This is a genomic window from Halobacteriovorax sp. (assembly GCF_041587335.1).
Classification (GTDB): domain Bacteria; phylum Bdellovibrionota; class Bacteriovoracia; order Bacteriovoracales; family Bacteriovoracaceae; genus Halobacteriovorax.
Genome location: NZ_JBFGYP010000003.1, coordinates 32,586 through 45,601 on the forward strand (window position 1 = coordinate 32,586; position 13,016 = coordinate 45,601).

Below are 13,016 nucleotides of genomic sequence, written 5' to 3' on the forward strand. Positions count from 1 at the left end.
GGCGAGTCAATCTAGTGTTTTGTCTATGTAAGATTTATTGTATTTGTAAGGAATTTATGGACATTCATATTTTTTAAATATACCCTTGGGGGTATATGGAGGTTACAATGAAGAAGTTAGGTTTTTTAGTTGAAGGAATGAAGTGTGGAGCATGTAAGGGAAAGATTGAAAAGTCTCTTCTCGCTCAAGAGAATATTTCTAAAGTTGATATAGATCTAAATGAGAAGTCAGTAGTACTAGAGTGTAGTGAAGAAACGTCTACAGTCGAAATTAAGAACTCAATTGAAGAATTGGGATTCACAATACCTAAGTCGTTAAGAGTATAAAGTGAAACTAAATGTAAAAATTAAAGGAATGAGTTGCGCGAGTTGTGTTTCTTCAATTGAAAACGAAGTCTCTAAGCTCTATGGAGTAACAAAGGTATCGGTAAACTTGGCAACAGAAGGTGCTAGCTTTCACATTTTAAACGAGGACATTCAAAGATCTGTCACTGATAAAATTAAAGAATTAGGCTATGAAGTGTCTCCTGAAGATAGTGAAAATAGTGAGAGTGATAAAGGTATTAAGTTATTTTGGATTTCATTTATTTTATCTATCTTTTTATTTTCTCTCGAGATGGGACCTTTGAAGAGTGTCTTTTCTATTAAAATTAACTATATCTTACAATTTATATTGGCATTTCCAATATGGATTTTCATTGGTCGAAAGTTTCAAAGTGCCCTATTAGTATTCTTTAGAACTGGAAGATCTAATATGAATACTCTAATAGGTCTAGGAACTAGCTCTGCATTTCTATACTCAACATTTATTACATTCTTTAACGACCAGTCTATTTCATGGGGATTAACTCAAAAAGTATACTTTGAAGCAGTAGGGTTTATTATCTCATTTGTATTTCTTGGAAATTACTTTGAGGAAAAAGCTAAGAAAAAATCTAAGGATGCTCTAAACTCTCTACTTCAGTTAAGTGCTAAGAAAGCTCTTGTTTTAAAGGGTGAGGAATATAAAGAAGTTGATATTAGCGAAGTCTCTCTTGGAGATGTCATTCGTGTTCTTCCTGGTGGAAAGTTCCCAGTAGATGGAAAAGTTATGAAAGGAAGTAGCGCTGTCGATGAGTCAATGCTTTCAGGTGAACCTCTTCCTGTCATAAAGAATGCTGGGGATAAAGTCTTCGGAGGTACTATTAATGGAGATAGCTTTATTGAGTTTAATGCTACAAAAGTAGGAAGTGATACATTTCTCTCGCATATTGTCGCTTTTGTAGAGAGTGCCCAGAATAATAAACCTGAAATACAGAGATACGCTGATCGAATAAGCTCATACTTCACACCGGCCGTTCTCATATTTGCTCTCTTAACTCTCACTTTTTGGTTAGTCTTTGGAAAAGAGAACCTATGGGGGAATGCTGTCTCTAACTTTATTGCTGTACTTGTTATTGCTTGCCCATGTGCTTTAGGGTTAGCAACTCCTACTGCTGTTGTCGTTGCAACAGGAAGAGCATCTTTAAAAGGACAGCTCATTGGGGGAGGAGAGGTCCTAGAGAAAGCATGTAATATTGATGCGATTGTATTTGATAAAACAGGAACTCTTACTGAAGGTAAGCCTCAAGTTATAAATTATTCATTACTCAATGGAAATGACTACGACTCTGTTTTAGCAGATGTCGCCTCTATTGAGAGACTGTCCGAGCATCCTCTTGCTAAAGCTGTTATTAACTATTCAATTGAAAATGGTTTAGAATTAAGTGAGCCCGACTTCTTTGAGATACACAAAGGAATGGGGATTGAAGCAGATATCTCAGGTTCTAGTTATGTAATTGGTAATAAGAAGATATTAGATAAATTTAATGTTGATCTCATTGATCACGGTTCTGCTTTCGTTGGTAGTTATATCTATATTGCAAAGAATGGAATATATATTGGAAAATTAATTGTAGGGGATAAAATTAAATCTAATGGTAAAAGCATGATTCAAAACCTTAGGGCGAGAGGAATTGAGACATGGCTGATCACTGGTGATAATGAAGTCGTCGGCAATGCTGTTAGAGAAGAGCTAGGACTTGATCATATTAGAGCAAATACTTTACCAATTGAGAAAGCTAAGATCATTGAAGAAATCCAAAAGAGTAATTTACGAGTGGCAATGGTGGGAGATGGTATAAATGATGCGCCAGCACTGGCAAAAGCTGATCTCTCGATTGCTATGGGGACAGGGACAGATATTGCAATATCAACTTCTGATGTAACAATTGTAAACGGTGATATTGAAAAAGTTATTTCTTTCTTAGATCTTGCAGAAGGAACTATGAATGTCATTAAGCAAAATCTCTTCTTGTCATTAATATATAACTCTCTCCTTATACCTGTGGCGGCAGGAGTCTTAGTTATCTTTGATGGGCCTATGATGCCTCCTGTTTTAGCAAGTGTTGCTATGGGGCTTAGTTCTATTTCTGTAGTATTAAACAGTCTTCGAATAAGGACTTTAGTATGAAAATGAATGAAGAGGGACATAAGAAACTAAAGAATCGAGTTAGCCGGGTAGAAGGGCAAATTAAGGCCATTTCAACAATGATTGATAGTGAGAAGTACTGTATTGATATCCTTACTCAAACTAAGGCCATTCGAAGTGCTATAAAGTCATTGGAGTTAGAGATACTTGAGAATCATCTAAATACTTGTGTTAAGGACGCTATCTCTACTGGTGATAAAACTAAGAGTGATGAAAAAATTGAAGAAATAATGTTATTATTAAAGAAAACCTCAAAACTATAAGAGTAAATTATGAATTTAAAAACAATATTAGGGTTTGGTGTCGCTGGTAACTTTGCAGGACATTTAGAGCAGGCAAATGAAGCAAGTGATTTTAAAAATATTGCAGTTACTGAAGAGATTCAACCAAAAGCGATCTTTCCTTTCTACCTAAGTAAAAAAGAAGATTCATTTCTATCAATATATCCAATATCTTCTGAATTTATAAAAATGCCACAAACTGAATACGATGTTCAGATTGAGCCAGAAGTTGGTATTTTTTGTGATGTCGTCTATCAAGATGGAAAGATAAAGACACTAACTCCAACTAAGTTTGCGGCCTATAATGATTGCTCTATAAGACGTCCTGGGGCAAAAAAAATTAGTGAAAAGAAGAATTGGGGGGAATGCTCAAAAGGTATTTCTGAGTCAGTTATAGATATTGATACATTCTCTCTTGGAGGAATTCTAGATCATTATAAAATAGCCAGTTTTCACATTAAAAATGATGTTGTTAATGTCTATGGTGAAGATAGTGATGTTCTAAGTTATTCATATTTTCATGAGAAATTATTAAATTGGTGTATTGATAAATTCAATAATCAAGTCGATGTTGGGCCAGCTGAAAATATTGGATCTTATATTTCTGAGTGTGGAATGCCTCAGCACTTTTTTATTGGAATAGGAGCAACTCGTTATACAGAGTATGGGGAGAGTAACTTCTTATCAGTCGGAGATACTAGTGTTGTCGTTCTCTATGATAAGAGAAAGCATTCTTTTGAAGAGATTAAGCTAAAGGTTGAAAAGAGAGATTTCTCTGGAGAATCTCTCTCGTTTCTAGTTCAAAAAGTTATATGACTTTTATAATGAGTATTGCACTCATTACAATTACTACTAGCCATGAAAGAGCAAAAGAGAACATTCTTGCAGGTAGCTTATTTGATGTAATGTGAATGAGAGTATGCACTAATCTAAAAATAAGAAATGCCCACGAAAGTCCTATCATCAACTCATTCACGTTCCCTGTTACGTAGGTTATAAGACAGAGAATGTAGAAAATTGGTGGGGCCTCTTGAAGATTTGCAAAGTTTCTTTGAGCTTGAACTGTTTTCGCAGACTCTTTTTGATCCGTGTCATGTGTTTTAAAATGGGAAGGCTTTATCTTGCCACTTTTAATATACTTTATTCTCCTGCTGAACATAGTAATAAGGACTAGGAAAGTAGTTATAATAAGTATAAGGCAAGGTACAAAAATTAATTGTTGATTAAGCATATTTTCCCTTTGGATTGTGTATAATAATCACATAATAAAAGCATTTTATAATTAGTAGGTCAAAGAATGAAAATTAATGAAAGAATTTCTAAGGACTCAGAATTTCTTATGACGCTTAAGCTGAGCGAGCTTCGCCTCTTAAAAGATGGTGATGTTGACTGGTTTGTCCTTATTCCATTAATTGAAAACATGATTGAGTGGTCAGATCTATCTGAAGAGCAACAAGTTGAGCTAACTAAAGAAATTAGCTTACTCACAAAGCTTTTAAAAGAAATGGGATACGATAAAGTTAATATTGGTAGTTTAGGAAATATTGTTCCTCAGCTTCATATTCACGTCATAGGACGTAAAAAGACTGATAGAGCATGGCCTGGTCCAATTTGGGGAACAGAATGCTCAAATGAATTTGAGCACACTAAAGTAGACTTTTGGACTAGTAGAATTAGTAAAGCGCTATAAGCGTATCAACTATTGCTCTACCTTGATCTTCTAGGTGTTGTAGAGTTCTATTTCTAGTTAGGGGAATGTCTCGAATTGATTCATGAGTCAGAGAGTTGATATTAAAGTCTCTCACTAAAAGTATTCTAGACATTTTTTTGTGACCATTAGATACATTGTACTGTCCTGCCTGCCATTGATCTCTTTCTGACAAACTAGAAATAAATTCTTGCTGTAAGTTAAAAAAATCTTTTCCTGCAAAACTCTTTGAAACTCTATAGATAAAATCTTCAGTAAAAGATCCATGCATATCTAGCGCTATAATTGGCTTTGTTTTAGAAAGTAAGACTTTATTTAAGTGATTTTGAATGGTCTTGATTTCATCATAGGACTTTGATGGTGTTGACCCCCAGCTTCTATTTAGGTCTCTACCTTTTTTATTATATCTTCTCTTTGCCTGTGCTCCGTCAGGATTTATCATAGGGTAGAGTACTATTTGAAATTTATCGTTAAATTTCTTACTGGCAAGTGCCTTCTTTAAAAACCCTTCAACAATCCAATTTGCGGTGCCTTCGTCTCCATGGTGACGTGCAAACATCAAGATCACTTGCTTAGAACGATCAAGAGTCTTTGGGAAGATAGAATAGAGGTTTCTATTTTCTAAACTCTTTCCAATAACTTCTGTCTTGTAATCTAATTGCTCTAGACTTGGGCCTATTTCACTTAAAAACTCTATAACCCTTTGGTACTGATAGTATTTAATATATCTATCGTCATAATCTTTCTTTATATGAGGTTGTGTTTCTTGGATTCGGTAGCTCTTATGGGGGTGTATATTCTTTAAATAACTTACCTCTTCAAATGTGCCATTTTCTTTTTGATAAAAAGTCGTTTTCTCATTTAAAGTGTGAAGTTGAGAAAGTAGGGTATGGCCTTGAATATCATATTCATGTACGCATACGGCATTGGAATTAAATACAATTAACAAACTAAGTAGAATTTTTTTCATGAATTGATTATGAGGCATTTTATAAAATTGCTCAAAGGATGTAAGAGGATATGAGAATATAAAGCTCCCAAGAAGGGAGCTTTTAAATATTTTAAGACAAGCTTAAGTAATCATCGTAGCTAATATATTTATCTTCAACGATTTTTCCATCAATATCGATAATTCTATTGGCAACAGTTTGAATAAACTCATGGTCATGAGATGTGAAGAGAGTTGTTCCTTGGAACTTAATAAGCCCTTCATTCACAGCAGTAATACTTTCAAGGTCAAGGTGGTTAGTTGGACCATCTAAGATAAGTACATTGGCTCCAGAGAGCATCATCTTAGAGAGCATGCAACGAACCTTTTCCCCACCCGAGAGAACATTTGTTTTCTTAAGGGCCTCTTCTCCTGAGAAGAGCATTTTTCCTAAGAATCCTCTAATGAATGATTCATCTTTTTCTTCTGAGTATTGTCTTAGCCAATCAGTAATAGAGTATTTTCCATCCATAAAGTAGCTTGAGTTATCATTAGGGAAGTATGCTCTTGAAGTTGTAACTCCCCATTCAAAGCTTCCTGAATCAGGCTCTATTTCTCCCATTAAAATTTGGAATAAAGTAGTTTTAGCAACATCATTTCCAAGGAAAACAATCTTGTCTCCTTTATTAATAGTAAAAGAAATATTATCTAGAAGCTTAACCCCTTCAATTGTCTTACTTATTCCATCAACTCTAAGTAGCTCTTTTCCAGCTTCTCTCTTTGGTTGAAAGTGTACATATGGGTACTTTCTAGTTGAGATTGGTAGGTCTTCAATTTTAAGCTTCTCAAGTTGCTTTTGTCTTGAAGTTGCTTGCTTTGACTTAGATGCATTTGCAGAGAATCTTTGAATGAAGTTCTTAAGCTCTGAAGCTTTATCTTCTGACTTTCTTCTTTGATCACTTCTTAGTTGAAGAGCTAGTTCAGAAGCTTTTCTCCAAAAGTCGTAGTTACCTGTATAAACAGTAATCTTGCTGAAATCGATATCAGCAATATGAGTACATACTTTATTTAAAAAGTATCTATCGTGAGAAACAACAATAACTGTATTTTGAAAATCCATTAAAAAGTTTTCAAGCCATTGAATCGCTTTAATATCAAGGTGGTTGGTAGGCTCATCTAAAAGAAGAATATCTGGATCACCAATTAGAGCTTGAGCAAGTAGTACCTTAACTTTCTCAGAACCTGTTAAGTCCTTCATCATTTTGTCGTGGTAGTCTGTTCCAATACCTAGACCTGAGAGAAGAGTTGCTGCTTCCGATTCTGCTTCCCAGCCATTAAGTTCCGCAAATTCTGCTTCAAGCTCAGCGGCCTTAATTCCGTCAGCATCTGAGAAATCTTCTTTCATGTAGATTTCATCTTTTTCTGTCATAATTGCATATAGCTTTTGGTTACCCATAAGTACTGTTTTAAGAACTGGGTATTCATCATAAGCAAAGTGATCCTGCTTTAGAACTGAAAGTCTATCACCTGGCTTTGTTTCAACTACGCCTGTTTGGGCCTCAATATCACCTGATAATATTTTTAAGAAAGTAGACTTACCAGCGCCATTTGCGCCAATTAATCCGTAACAATTTCCAGGAATAAACTTAATATTTACTTCATCAAATAACTTTCTGCCACCAAAGGCTAAACTAACATTATTAGCGCTAATCATCTCAAACTTTCCTATTTTATAATTTCATATCTACTTATCATATTGCTTTGCAGTAGTCACATACTTATCTAAATCTTTATACCTACAATATTTAAAAATATGCTATAGTTTTTTATGGAATTTAAATTAAAAGTATTTGCTTTATTGTACTTCTGTCTTAATTGTACGCTGAAAGCACAAGTTAATATTGATATTGGTGCGAGTAGGGAAGAGATCGATATTGCAGTTACTTACATTAGTGAGTTGAAGGCAATATATAGGAGAGTTGGTGTAAATGCTTCTATTGTAACGATCCCTAATACCAGAGCAGATCAGTTTCTCAAAAAGTCTAATGTAGACGCTATTGCAATCAAAACATCAAATTATAAAGCAACCCATGCCGACCTTATTCGAATAAATGTCCCTATTTATGAAAATGTTCACTTTAGGCTCTATGCTCTTAAGTCGGAACTTCCAAGAATAAAGAAATTAGCTCGTCCTTACACTATCACTTCGCATGGCTGCCTGGGCTGTAGTGAGTATATAGAGAAATATAAATTGAGCATTACCAATTATCAAAGAGACCTAAAGTCTTGTTTTAATGTTCTTCTTAGAAATAGGGCCGATCTCGCTTTATTGCCAGATGCAGTAATTGGAAAAGATCATCTGGAAGATGTTGTTGCTTTTGATAATAGAGTTTTGACGACAACATACTATCACTATATTCATAAGAGGATTGCTCACCTTAAGTCAAAGATTGAAGCAGAGTTTAGGAAGTCTGTAGCTAGCGGAGCTTTTATTCCTAAAAAACTGGTAAAAGAAAATTGATTCTCCTCTCTATGAGTAGGTAGACCTTAAATAATTTCAGTACTATGACTACTTGTTTTAAAATATAAATTATTTATTTGTTCTTGTAATAAATAACAATTATTATTAGATATGAGTAAATTCATATCTATATTATTTATTTTGGCCTTTCTCTTTCCTACTAACTCTTTCTCGAAAGAGAAAGTGAGAATTGCTTTTACAGACTTAGTCCACGCAACTGCTCACTTCTACATAGATGAAATTGTACAGATTTATAAGAATATTGGAACCGAGCCGGTAGTATCTATTTATCCTGACCAACGAGTTACCTACTTGTTTGAATTAGGTAAAATAGATGCACTGGGGGAAGAGGTCGGAATTTATGAATCACAGAACCCCTCTGCAGTAAAAATAAATGTGCCTATTCTAGAGTCCTTACCATTTATGCAATATACTTTAAAAGATAGAAAGAAGTCTGTGAAAAAGTTGAAGAGCCCATTTGTGCTGGCAACGATTAACTGTCTTGGCTGTAAAGAGTTTGCACGAATACATGGTATTGAAATAAGCGCCTATGTGACAAACTTAGAGTCAGGCTTGAAGATGTTACAAATGGGAAGGGCAGACACTATCATTTCTGCTTCTATATTGATGAAGAAGATAGTGAATTCTGATAAGTTTGTTACTTTAAGTAACTTAAAATTTACACCTAAGATTTATCACTTTATAAGCAAAGAAAAGATTCACTTGAAAGAAAAGCTTACTAGTGAAATATTAAAATCAAAGAGACGCGGAGTTTTTGATGTTAATAAACTTCGCTACAAGAAGTAAATATGCGAAGAGACAGGTTTATATATATGAATAAATTACTACTGATTGTAACTTTAAATCTCACTTTGTTTGTATCTACTTCATTATCTAAAGAAGTAGTGTCAATCGTCTTTAGTGAAAGAGTGAATAACATTGCTTACTCCTATATAGATAAAGTAAAAGAAATATATAGGAACGTTGGTGTAGAGCCTCTTATAAAAATCTATCCCGAATCTCGCTCTGTGTACCTTTTTAATAATTCAAAAGTTGATTCTTTAGGTATCAAGATTGAAGAGTTCGAAACGAAAAACACCAATGCAATAAAAGTTAACTTTCCAATATACAAAGACTTTAAGTTTAAGGCCTTTGTTTTAAAAGAAGATTTAAAACGAGTTCAGGATTTAAAGAATCCCTTTGTCGTAACTTCTTCTGCATGCCTAGGGTGTTTAGAATATTCAAAGCTGCATAATTTAAAAATTTCTTCTTATTTTAAAAAATTGGGAACAGGAGTAAAGTTACTAAAACTTAGAAGAGCTGATATAATTATTGCTTCAGAATTTACTATCAAAAGTTATTCAAATAAATTTTTTGTTCCTCTTAACTCTAATGAGTTTACGACTAATCTTTATCACTTCATTAGTAAGAAGAAGTCACACTTAAAAGGTAAGCTTGAAGAAGAATTTAGACTGGCTTTTTCTAAAAGTACTTCTGTACCAAATAAGTAAGGCTAAATTATATATAAAAGCACCTTCTGAGCGAAGATGCTTCATTGATTAATTATATATTTATTTCTAATGAGATAGGGCAGTGGTCACTACCTAGAATATCTGTGTGATGTTGACAGTTTTCAACTTTGTTTAGAAGACTATTCGTAGACCAGAAGTAATCGATTCTCCAGCCAATATTTCTTTCTCTACAATTAGATCTATAAGTCCACCAAGTGTAATGTCCATTCTCTTCTGGAGTGAAGTGTCTGAATAGATCAACGAAACCAACTTCTTGGAAGTGATCCATCCAATCTCTTTCAATTTCTAAAAAACCTGTAGACTTCTTATTTGTTTTTGGGTTTGCTAAATCTATCGGGTGGTGAGCAGTATTGTAATCACCAGTAATAACTATTTCTTTCTTTGTTTTCTTGTGGAGAGAAAGAGCTTTCTCTTCAATTGCCTCACAGTAACTCATCTTATAAGGAACTCTTGCGTGATCTCTTTGACCATTTGGAAAGTAGCAGTTAAAGAGAATAATATTATCAAACTCAGTAATTATAGTTCTACCTTCACAGTCGAATTCTTCAATTCCAAGTCCTATAGTGTGCTTATGGTTTATCCCACTTTTAACCCATGTTGATACGCCAGAGTATCCTTTCTTAACTGCTGGAGCATAGAGAGCAGTGTGCTCTTTTGGGTGGACTAGCTGCTCGCTGAGCTGCTCTGGAAGTGCTTTAGTTTCTTGGTAGCAATAAACATCTGCAAGTTCATTTAAATACCATTCGTATAGGCCCTTCTTTTCGCAAGCTCTAATTCCTGCTACGTTCCATGAGTATATCTTCATATGATTTCCTTTTTATGTGAGGGGGCTAATTTATCAAAGAAGTGACTACTTTTGGAGTAATATTTCAAATGTTGGCTAAGAAATTGAATGTTTCCAAGTGTCCGTATCTATTGAGTTTTAAGAGATACTAATGCCTATAGAGTAAAGTAGTGCATAATCTCGTAATGAAAAAAGCCAAACATCAAATAATTCAGTTTAGTAGAAATTATGAATCGTATAGCTATAGACTAACCACTAAAGTCGTCGCAAAAATGTTACATGGCCTTTTTCTTTTTAAGAAAAGAAAGTGTGAAATTTTGGCGGGAGCAACGACATTCTTTGCTCTACTTAGCTTTTGTCCAGCGATGCTGTTATTTATCTCTTTAATTGGTTTTCTAACAGGCGATGTTGCAGGAGCCAAGAGTATTGTCTTAAATACAGTTAATGAGAATATTCCAAGCTTAGCTCCATGGATCTTAAAAAGTATTTCAGCAATTGTTGATCAACAACTTCATACAACGAAGTCATCAAATATCTTTAATATATTATTTCTTGGGTACTCTTTAGTTGGTCTAATCTCTGCGTTAATGTATGGAATTAGAACAATTGCTGGTTCAAGAGCGAGTGGGGGGTATCTTGTAGAGGATGCGAAATCTTTTCTAATAGGAACTTTTATGGCAGGTTTCTTTGGTTTTCTTTTTATAAGCTCTAATGAGGTTTTATTCAAAGCAGTTTTCTTTTCAGGTAGTAGTGAACTCCCTAGTATTGCTCGCACAATTTTTAATTTTCAAATATTACCAATTATTTCGTCGGTCATATTCTTTACAGCTTTTTATAAATTTAGCTCAGGTAAGAAAATATCTTTAGCTAATGCTCTTTTAGGTGCTTGCTCATTTGTTGCTCTATTTATTTTAGGAAAATCAGGTCACTGGATTTATGTTCAAACATCAAAGCAAGATCTTGCTCATAATTATGGGAATTTTTCAAGTATGGTTATGGCCGTAGTTTGGATATATTACTTAGTATGTTCATTTTTTTACGGGGCAAGTCTATCTAATATAGAAAAGGAGAATGTTTTCTCTATTGTAGAGACAAAGGAAGTAGCTAATGAAGGTCCAGATGGACCTCCTGCTATTCCTGATGAAGAAGAGCTCTTTAAGACTGTCTCTTAAAGTAAATCTCTAAGTAGTATTGATGGAATCGCAATTAAGTTCATCATAAGTTTACTCAACTTCGTAGGATTACCATATACATCTACTTCTAGCTCATTACCATCTACTGCTTGGTGATCCCCAACGATTTTAAATCCTGCTTTAGATCTTTGAGATATATTGTCTAGAACTTCATTTGTAAGTTCTTGATTACCCTTACAAAAAAGGGCCATCTCAGAATTATAGTAGTTAGATCTATTGTCTACATTATAAGTTCCAATCATGACTTCATCTTGATCGTAAACCTGAGTTTTAGAATGTGTTCCCCATTTGGCGTGCTTAACACCTTCTGAGATTGTTTTATGCTCAGGAACCCATTTTCCATTATGAATATATGGTGTTACTCCAGCAGCTTGCCACTTAAATACATCAGTATAGAAATTTGCAGCAACATACACAGCGTCAGTAGATCCTAAACTATTAGTATAAATCTTTATATCAATTCCCTTATCGAGAAGGTCATACATTAAGTTTCGAGTGAGCTTGTTATTAATAAAGTAGGGTGATGAAATAACTAAATCATCTGTTATATTTTCAATTTTGGTATTAAGTACGCTTCGTAGAACACGGTACTTCTCTCCATAGTTTTCTTTCATTCTTTGAGAGAATCTAGCCCCTGGCAAGTCTGAAGCGAAAGTAGTCTCTGGGCAATCATATGTTTTCTTACTATTTAATATCGGTCTAGAAATTTCTTCGACCTTATTTTTGATCTCGATATCTTTAGGTGTTTCAGTTAAGAAAATATTGGCATTCTCTTTTGCTTTCTTAAAAGATTTAAGTTCACTTTCATAATTTCTAATAACTGCGCTACGTCTTCCTTTTTTGTAGAGTTTAAGAAGTTTCTTAGAAGGAAGGGTAGGCTCTTTAGGCCTTTCCGTAATTTTATGTTTGAAGTATGCATCAAATGATTCTCTCATTGTTTTTACAATACTTCCTTTTACGTAGATATCTCTATCTAAGAAATTGAAGTGCTCTGATAAATCAAAGTAGTCATCTCCAATATTTCTACCACCAGTTATGGCCTCTTTATCGTCAACAACAAATAGTTTTCTATGAGATCTAAATTGAGTTGTTGAAATCTCAAGTAGGCTAGCATCATTATAAAATCTTAAGTCTACGTTATACTTCTCTAATGCTTCTGATATATGATTATCTAATGCAAATATAGGCATGGATTTATCAACAAGTATCCTAATTTTTACGCCTCTTTTTGCAGCTTCTATTAAAGCATGGGTAAGAATTCTACCTGCTTGATCTTGGTTATAAATAAAGTACTCAACCTCAATGGATTTCTTTGCACGCTTAATCATATCAAGTCGCATTTGTAAGGCAGCTATTCCACTATTTAGAATAATCATCTCATTTTTAACTGACTCTTGTGCATTGTCTTGGACCTTAAAGAAAGGTGCCTCAAGATATGCCCCATGGGACGCTTGAGTAAAGATCGCTAAAGAGAGAGCGAGTAGTGCCGTCTTCATAAATAGATTTCCTGATTAGAGTTATGAAGAAAGTTTATAGTATTTCTTAGAATTTATTGGGGCTT

General features: G+C 34.2%; 14 protein-coding genes. 9 read left to right on the forward strand and 5 right to left on the reverse strand.

Annotation, left to right across the window (positions count from 1 at the left end):
• The first annotated feature begins 107 nt into the window (after nucleotides 1-107).
• Genes ABX784_RS01085 through ABX784_RS01100 form a run of 4 tightly spaced genes read left to right on the forward strand, consistent with a single transcriptional unit; the run spans nucleotide 108 to nucleotide 3,605 of the window.
• Entirely contained in the window at nucleotides 108-326 is a 219-nt protein-coding gene (locus ABX784_RS01085) for a heavy-metal-associated domain-containing protein (protein WP_372651558.1), read from the forward strand.
• Between the two features lies 1 nt (nucleotide 327).
• Nucleotides 328-2,490, forward strand: coding sequence for a heavy metal translocating P-type ATPase (locus ABX784_RS01090; protein ID WP_372651560.1), 2,163 nt, complete (start codon nucleotides 328-330; stop codon nucleotides 2,488-2,490).
• Nucleotides 2,487-2,771 (forward strand): metal-sensitive transcriptional regulator, encoded by a 285-nt coding sequence (locus tag ABX784_RS01095; protein WP_372651562.1) that lies wholly within the window; start codon nucleotides 2,487-2,489, stop codon nucleotides 2,769-2,771. The genes ABX784_RS01090 and ABX784_RS01095 overlap by 4 nt, the downstream gene beginning before the upstream one ends.
• Nucleotides 2,772-2,780: 9 nt before the next feature.
• Entirely contained in the window at nucleotides 2,781-3,605 is an 825-nt protein-coding gene (locus ABX784_RS01100; protein ID WP_372651568.1) for a DUF5718 family protein, read from the forward strand.
• On the opposite strand, the gene ABX784_RS01105 is transcribed toward ABX784_RS01100, so the two are convergent.
• On the reverse strand, nucleotides 3,598-4,020 hold the full coding sequence (locus ABX784_RS01105) for an MAPEG family protein (RefSeq protein ID WP_372651570.1): 423 nt from the start codon (nucleotides 4,018-4,020) through the stop codon (nucleotides 3,598-3,600). The genes ABX784_RS01100 and ABX784_RS01105 overlap by 8 nt on opposite strands.
• Before the next feature lie 66 nt (nucleotides 4,021-4,086).
• On the opposite strand from ABX784_RS01105, the gene ABX784_RS01110 reads away from it, so the two are divergent.
• Nucleotides 4,087-4,479 carry an HIT family protein gene (locus tag ABX784_RS01110; protein ID WP_372651575.1) on the forward strand — a complete coding sequence of 131 codons (393 nt, stop codon included), beginning with the start codon at nucleotides 4,087-4,089 and terminating at the stop codon, nucleotides 4,477-4,479.
• On the opposite strand, the gene ABX784_RS01115 is transcribed toward ABX784_RS01110, so the two are convergent.
• Nucleotides 4,463-5,467 carry a M14 family zinc carboxypeptidase gene (locus tag ABX784_RS01115; protein WP_372651577.1) on the reverse strand — a complete coding sequence of 335 codons (1,005 nt, stop codon included), beginning with the start codon at nucleotides 5,465-5,467 and terminating at the stop codon, nucleotides 4,463-4,465. The two genes, ABX784_RS01110 and ABX784_RS01115, sit on opposite strands and share 17 nt — an antisense overlap.
• 91 nt (nucleotides 5,468-5,558) lie before the next feature.
• A complete protein-coding gene (locus ABX784_RS01120) occupies nucleotides 5,559-7,139 on the reverse strand; it encodes an ABC-F family ATP-binding cassette domain-containing protein (RefSeq protein WP_372651579.1) in 1,581 nt (526 codons plus the stop codon).
• 114 nt (nucleotides 7,140-7,253) lie between these two features.
• Between ABX784_RS01120 and ABX784_RS01125 the strand changes: the two genes are divergently transcribed.
• The 3 genes from ABX784_RS01125 to ABX784_RS01135 all read left to right on the forward strand — a co-directional run bounded on the left by ABX784_RS01125 (nucleotide 7,254) and on the right by ABX784_RS01135 (nucleotide 9,457).
• Complete coding sequence (locus ABX784_RS01125; protein ID WP_372651581.1) at nucleotides 7,254-7,946, forward strand: hypothetical protein; 693 nt, start codon at nucleotides 7,254-7,256, stop codon at nucleotides 7,944-7,946.
• A 111-nt stretch (nucleotides 7,947-8,057) separates the two neighbouring features.
• A complete protein-coding gene (locus ABX784_RS01130; RefSeq protein ID WP_372651583.1) occupies nucleotides 8,058-8,753 on the forward strand; it encodes a hypothetical protein in 696 nt (231 codons plus the stop codon).
• A gap of 26 nt (nucleotides 8,754-8,779) precedes the next feature.
• Nucleotides 8,780-9,457 carry a hypothetical protein gene (locus tag ABX784_RS01135; protein ID WP_372651585.1) on the forward strand — a complete coding sequence of 226 codons (678 nt, stop codon included), beginning with the start codon at nucleotides 8,780-8,782 and terminating at the stop codon, nucleotides 9,455-9,457.
• A 52-nt stretch (nucleotides 9,458-9,509) separates the two neighbouring features.
• Here ABX784_RS01135 and ABX784_RS01140 read toward each other — a convergent pair whose 3' ends face one another.
• Nucleotides 9,510-10,283 carry an exodeoxyribonuclease III gene (locus tag ABX784_RS01140; RefSeq protein WP_372651587.1) on the reverse strand — a complete coding sequence of 258 codons (774 nt, stop codon included), beginning with the start codon at nucleotides 10,281-10,283 and terminating at the stop codon, nucleotides 9,510-9,512.
• A gap of 164 nt (nucleotides 10,284-10,447) precedes the next feature.
• Here ABX784_RS01140 and ABX784_RS01145 point away from each other — a divergent pair, with 164 nt between their 5' ends.
• Nucleotides 10,448-11,434 (forward strand): YihY/virulence factor BrkB family protein, encoded by a 987-nt coding sequence (locus ABX784_RS01145; protein WP_372651589.1) that lies wholly within the window; start codon nucleotides 10,448-10,450, stop codon nucleotides 11,432-11,434.
• Here the strand turns inward: ABX784_RS01145 and ABX784_RS01150 are convergent.
• The gene (locus ABX784_RS01150) at nucleotides 11,431-12,951 is read right to left on the reverse strand and encodes a phospholipase D family protein (RefSeq protein WP_372651591.1); all 1,521 of its coding nucleotides are present in this window, start codon (nucleotides 12,949-12,951) and stop codon (nucleotides 11,431-11,433) included. The two genes, ABX784_RS01145 and ABX784_RS01150, sit on opposite strands and share 4 nt — an antisense overlap.
• Nucleotides 12,952-13,016 lie beyond the last annotated feature (65 nt).

Bases quoted from the DNA above. Each gene is read 5' to 3' on its own strand.
- ABX784_RS01095 (WP_372651562.1), top strand. From the start codon at position 2,487: ATGAAAATGAATGAAGAGGGACATAAGAAACTAAAGAATCGAGTTAGC.
- ABX784_RS01140 (WP_372651587.1), bottom strand. From the start codon at position 10,283: ATGAAGATATACTCATGGAACGTAGCAGGAATTAGAGCTTGCGAAAAG.
- ABX784_RS01120 (WP_372651579.1), bottom strand. From the start codon at position 7,139: ATGATTAGCGCTAATAATGTTAGTTTAGCCTTTGGTGGCAGAAAGTTA.
- ABX784_RS01125 (WP_372651581.1), top strand. From the start codon at position 7,254: ATGGAATTTAAATTAAAAGTATTTGCTTTATTGTACTTCTGTCTTAAT.
- ABX784_RS01135 (WP_372651585.1), top strand. From the start codon at position 8,780: ATGAATAAATTACTACTGATTGTAACTTTAAATCTCACTTTGTTTGTA.
- ABX784_RS01105 (WP_372651570.1), bottom strand. From the start codon at position 4,020: ATGCTTAATCAACAATTAATTTTTGTACCTTGCCTTATACTTATTATA.
- ABX784_RS01130 (WP_372651583.1), top strand. From the start codon at position 8,058: ATGAGTAAATTCATATCTATATTATTTATTTTGGCCTTTCTCTTTCCT.
- ABX784_RS01110 (WP_372651575.1), top strand. From the start codon at position 4,087: ATGAAAATTAATGAAAGAATTTCTAAGGACTCAGAATTTCTTATGACG.
- ABX784_RS01145 (WP_372651589.1), top strand. From the start codon at position 10,448: ATGAAAAAAGCCAAACATCAAATAATTCAGTTTAGTAGAAATTATGAA.
- ABX784_RS01150 (WP_372651591.1), bottom strand. From the start codon at position 12,951: ATGAAGACGGCACTACTCGCTCTCTCTTTAGCGATCTTTACTCAAGCG.
- ABX784_RS01085 (WP_372651558.1), top strand. From the start codon at position 108: ATGAAGAAGTTAGGTTTTTTAGTTGAAGGAATGAAGTGTGGAGCATGT.
- ABX784_RS01115 (WP_372651577.1), bottom strand. From the start codon at position 5,467: ATGAAAAAAATTCTACTTAGTTTGTTAATTGTATTTAATTCCAATGCC.
- ABX784_RS01100 (WP_372651568.1), top strand. From the start codon at position 2,781: ATGAATTTAAAAACAATATTAGGGTTTGGTGTCGCTGGTAACTTTGCA.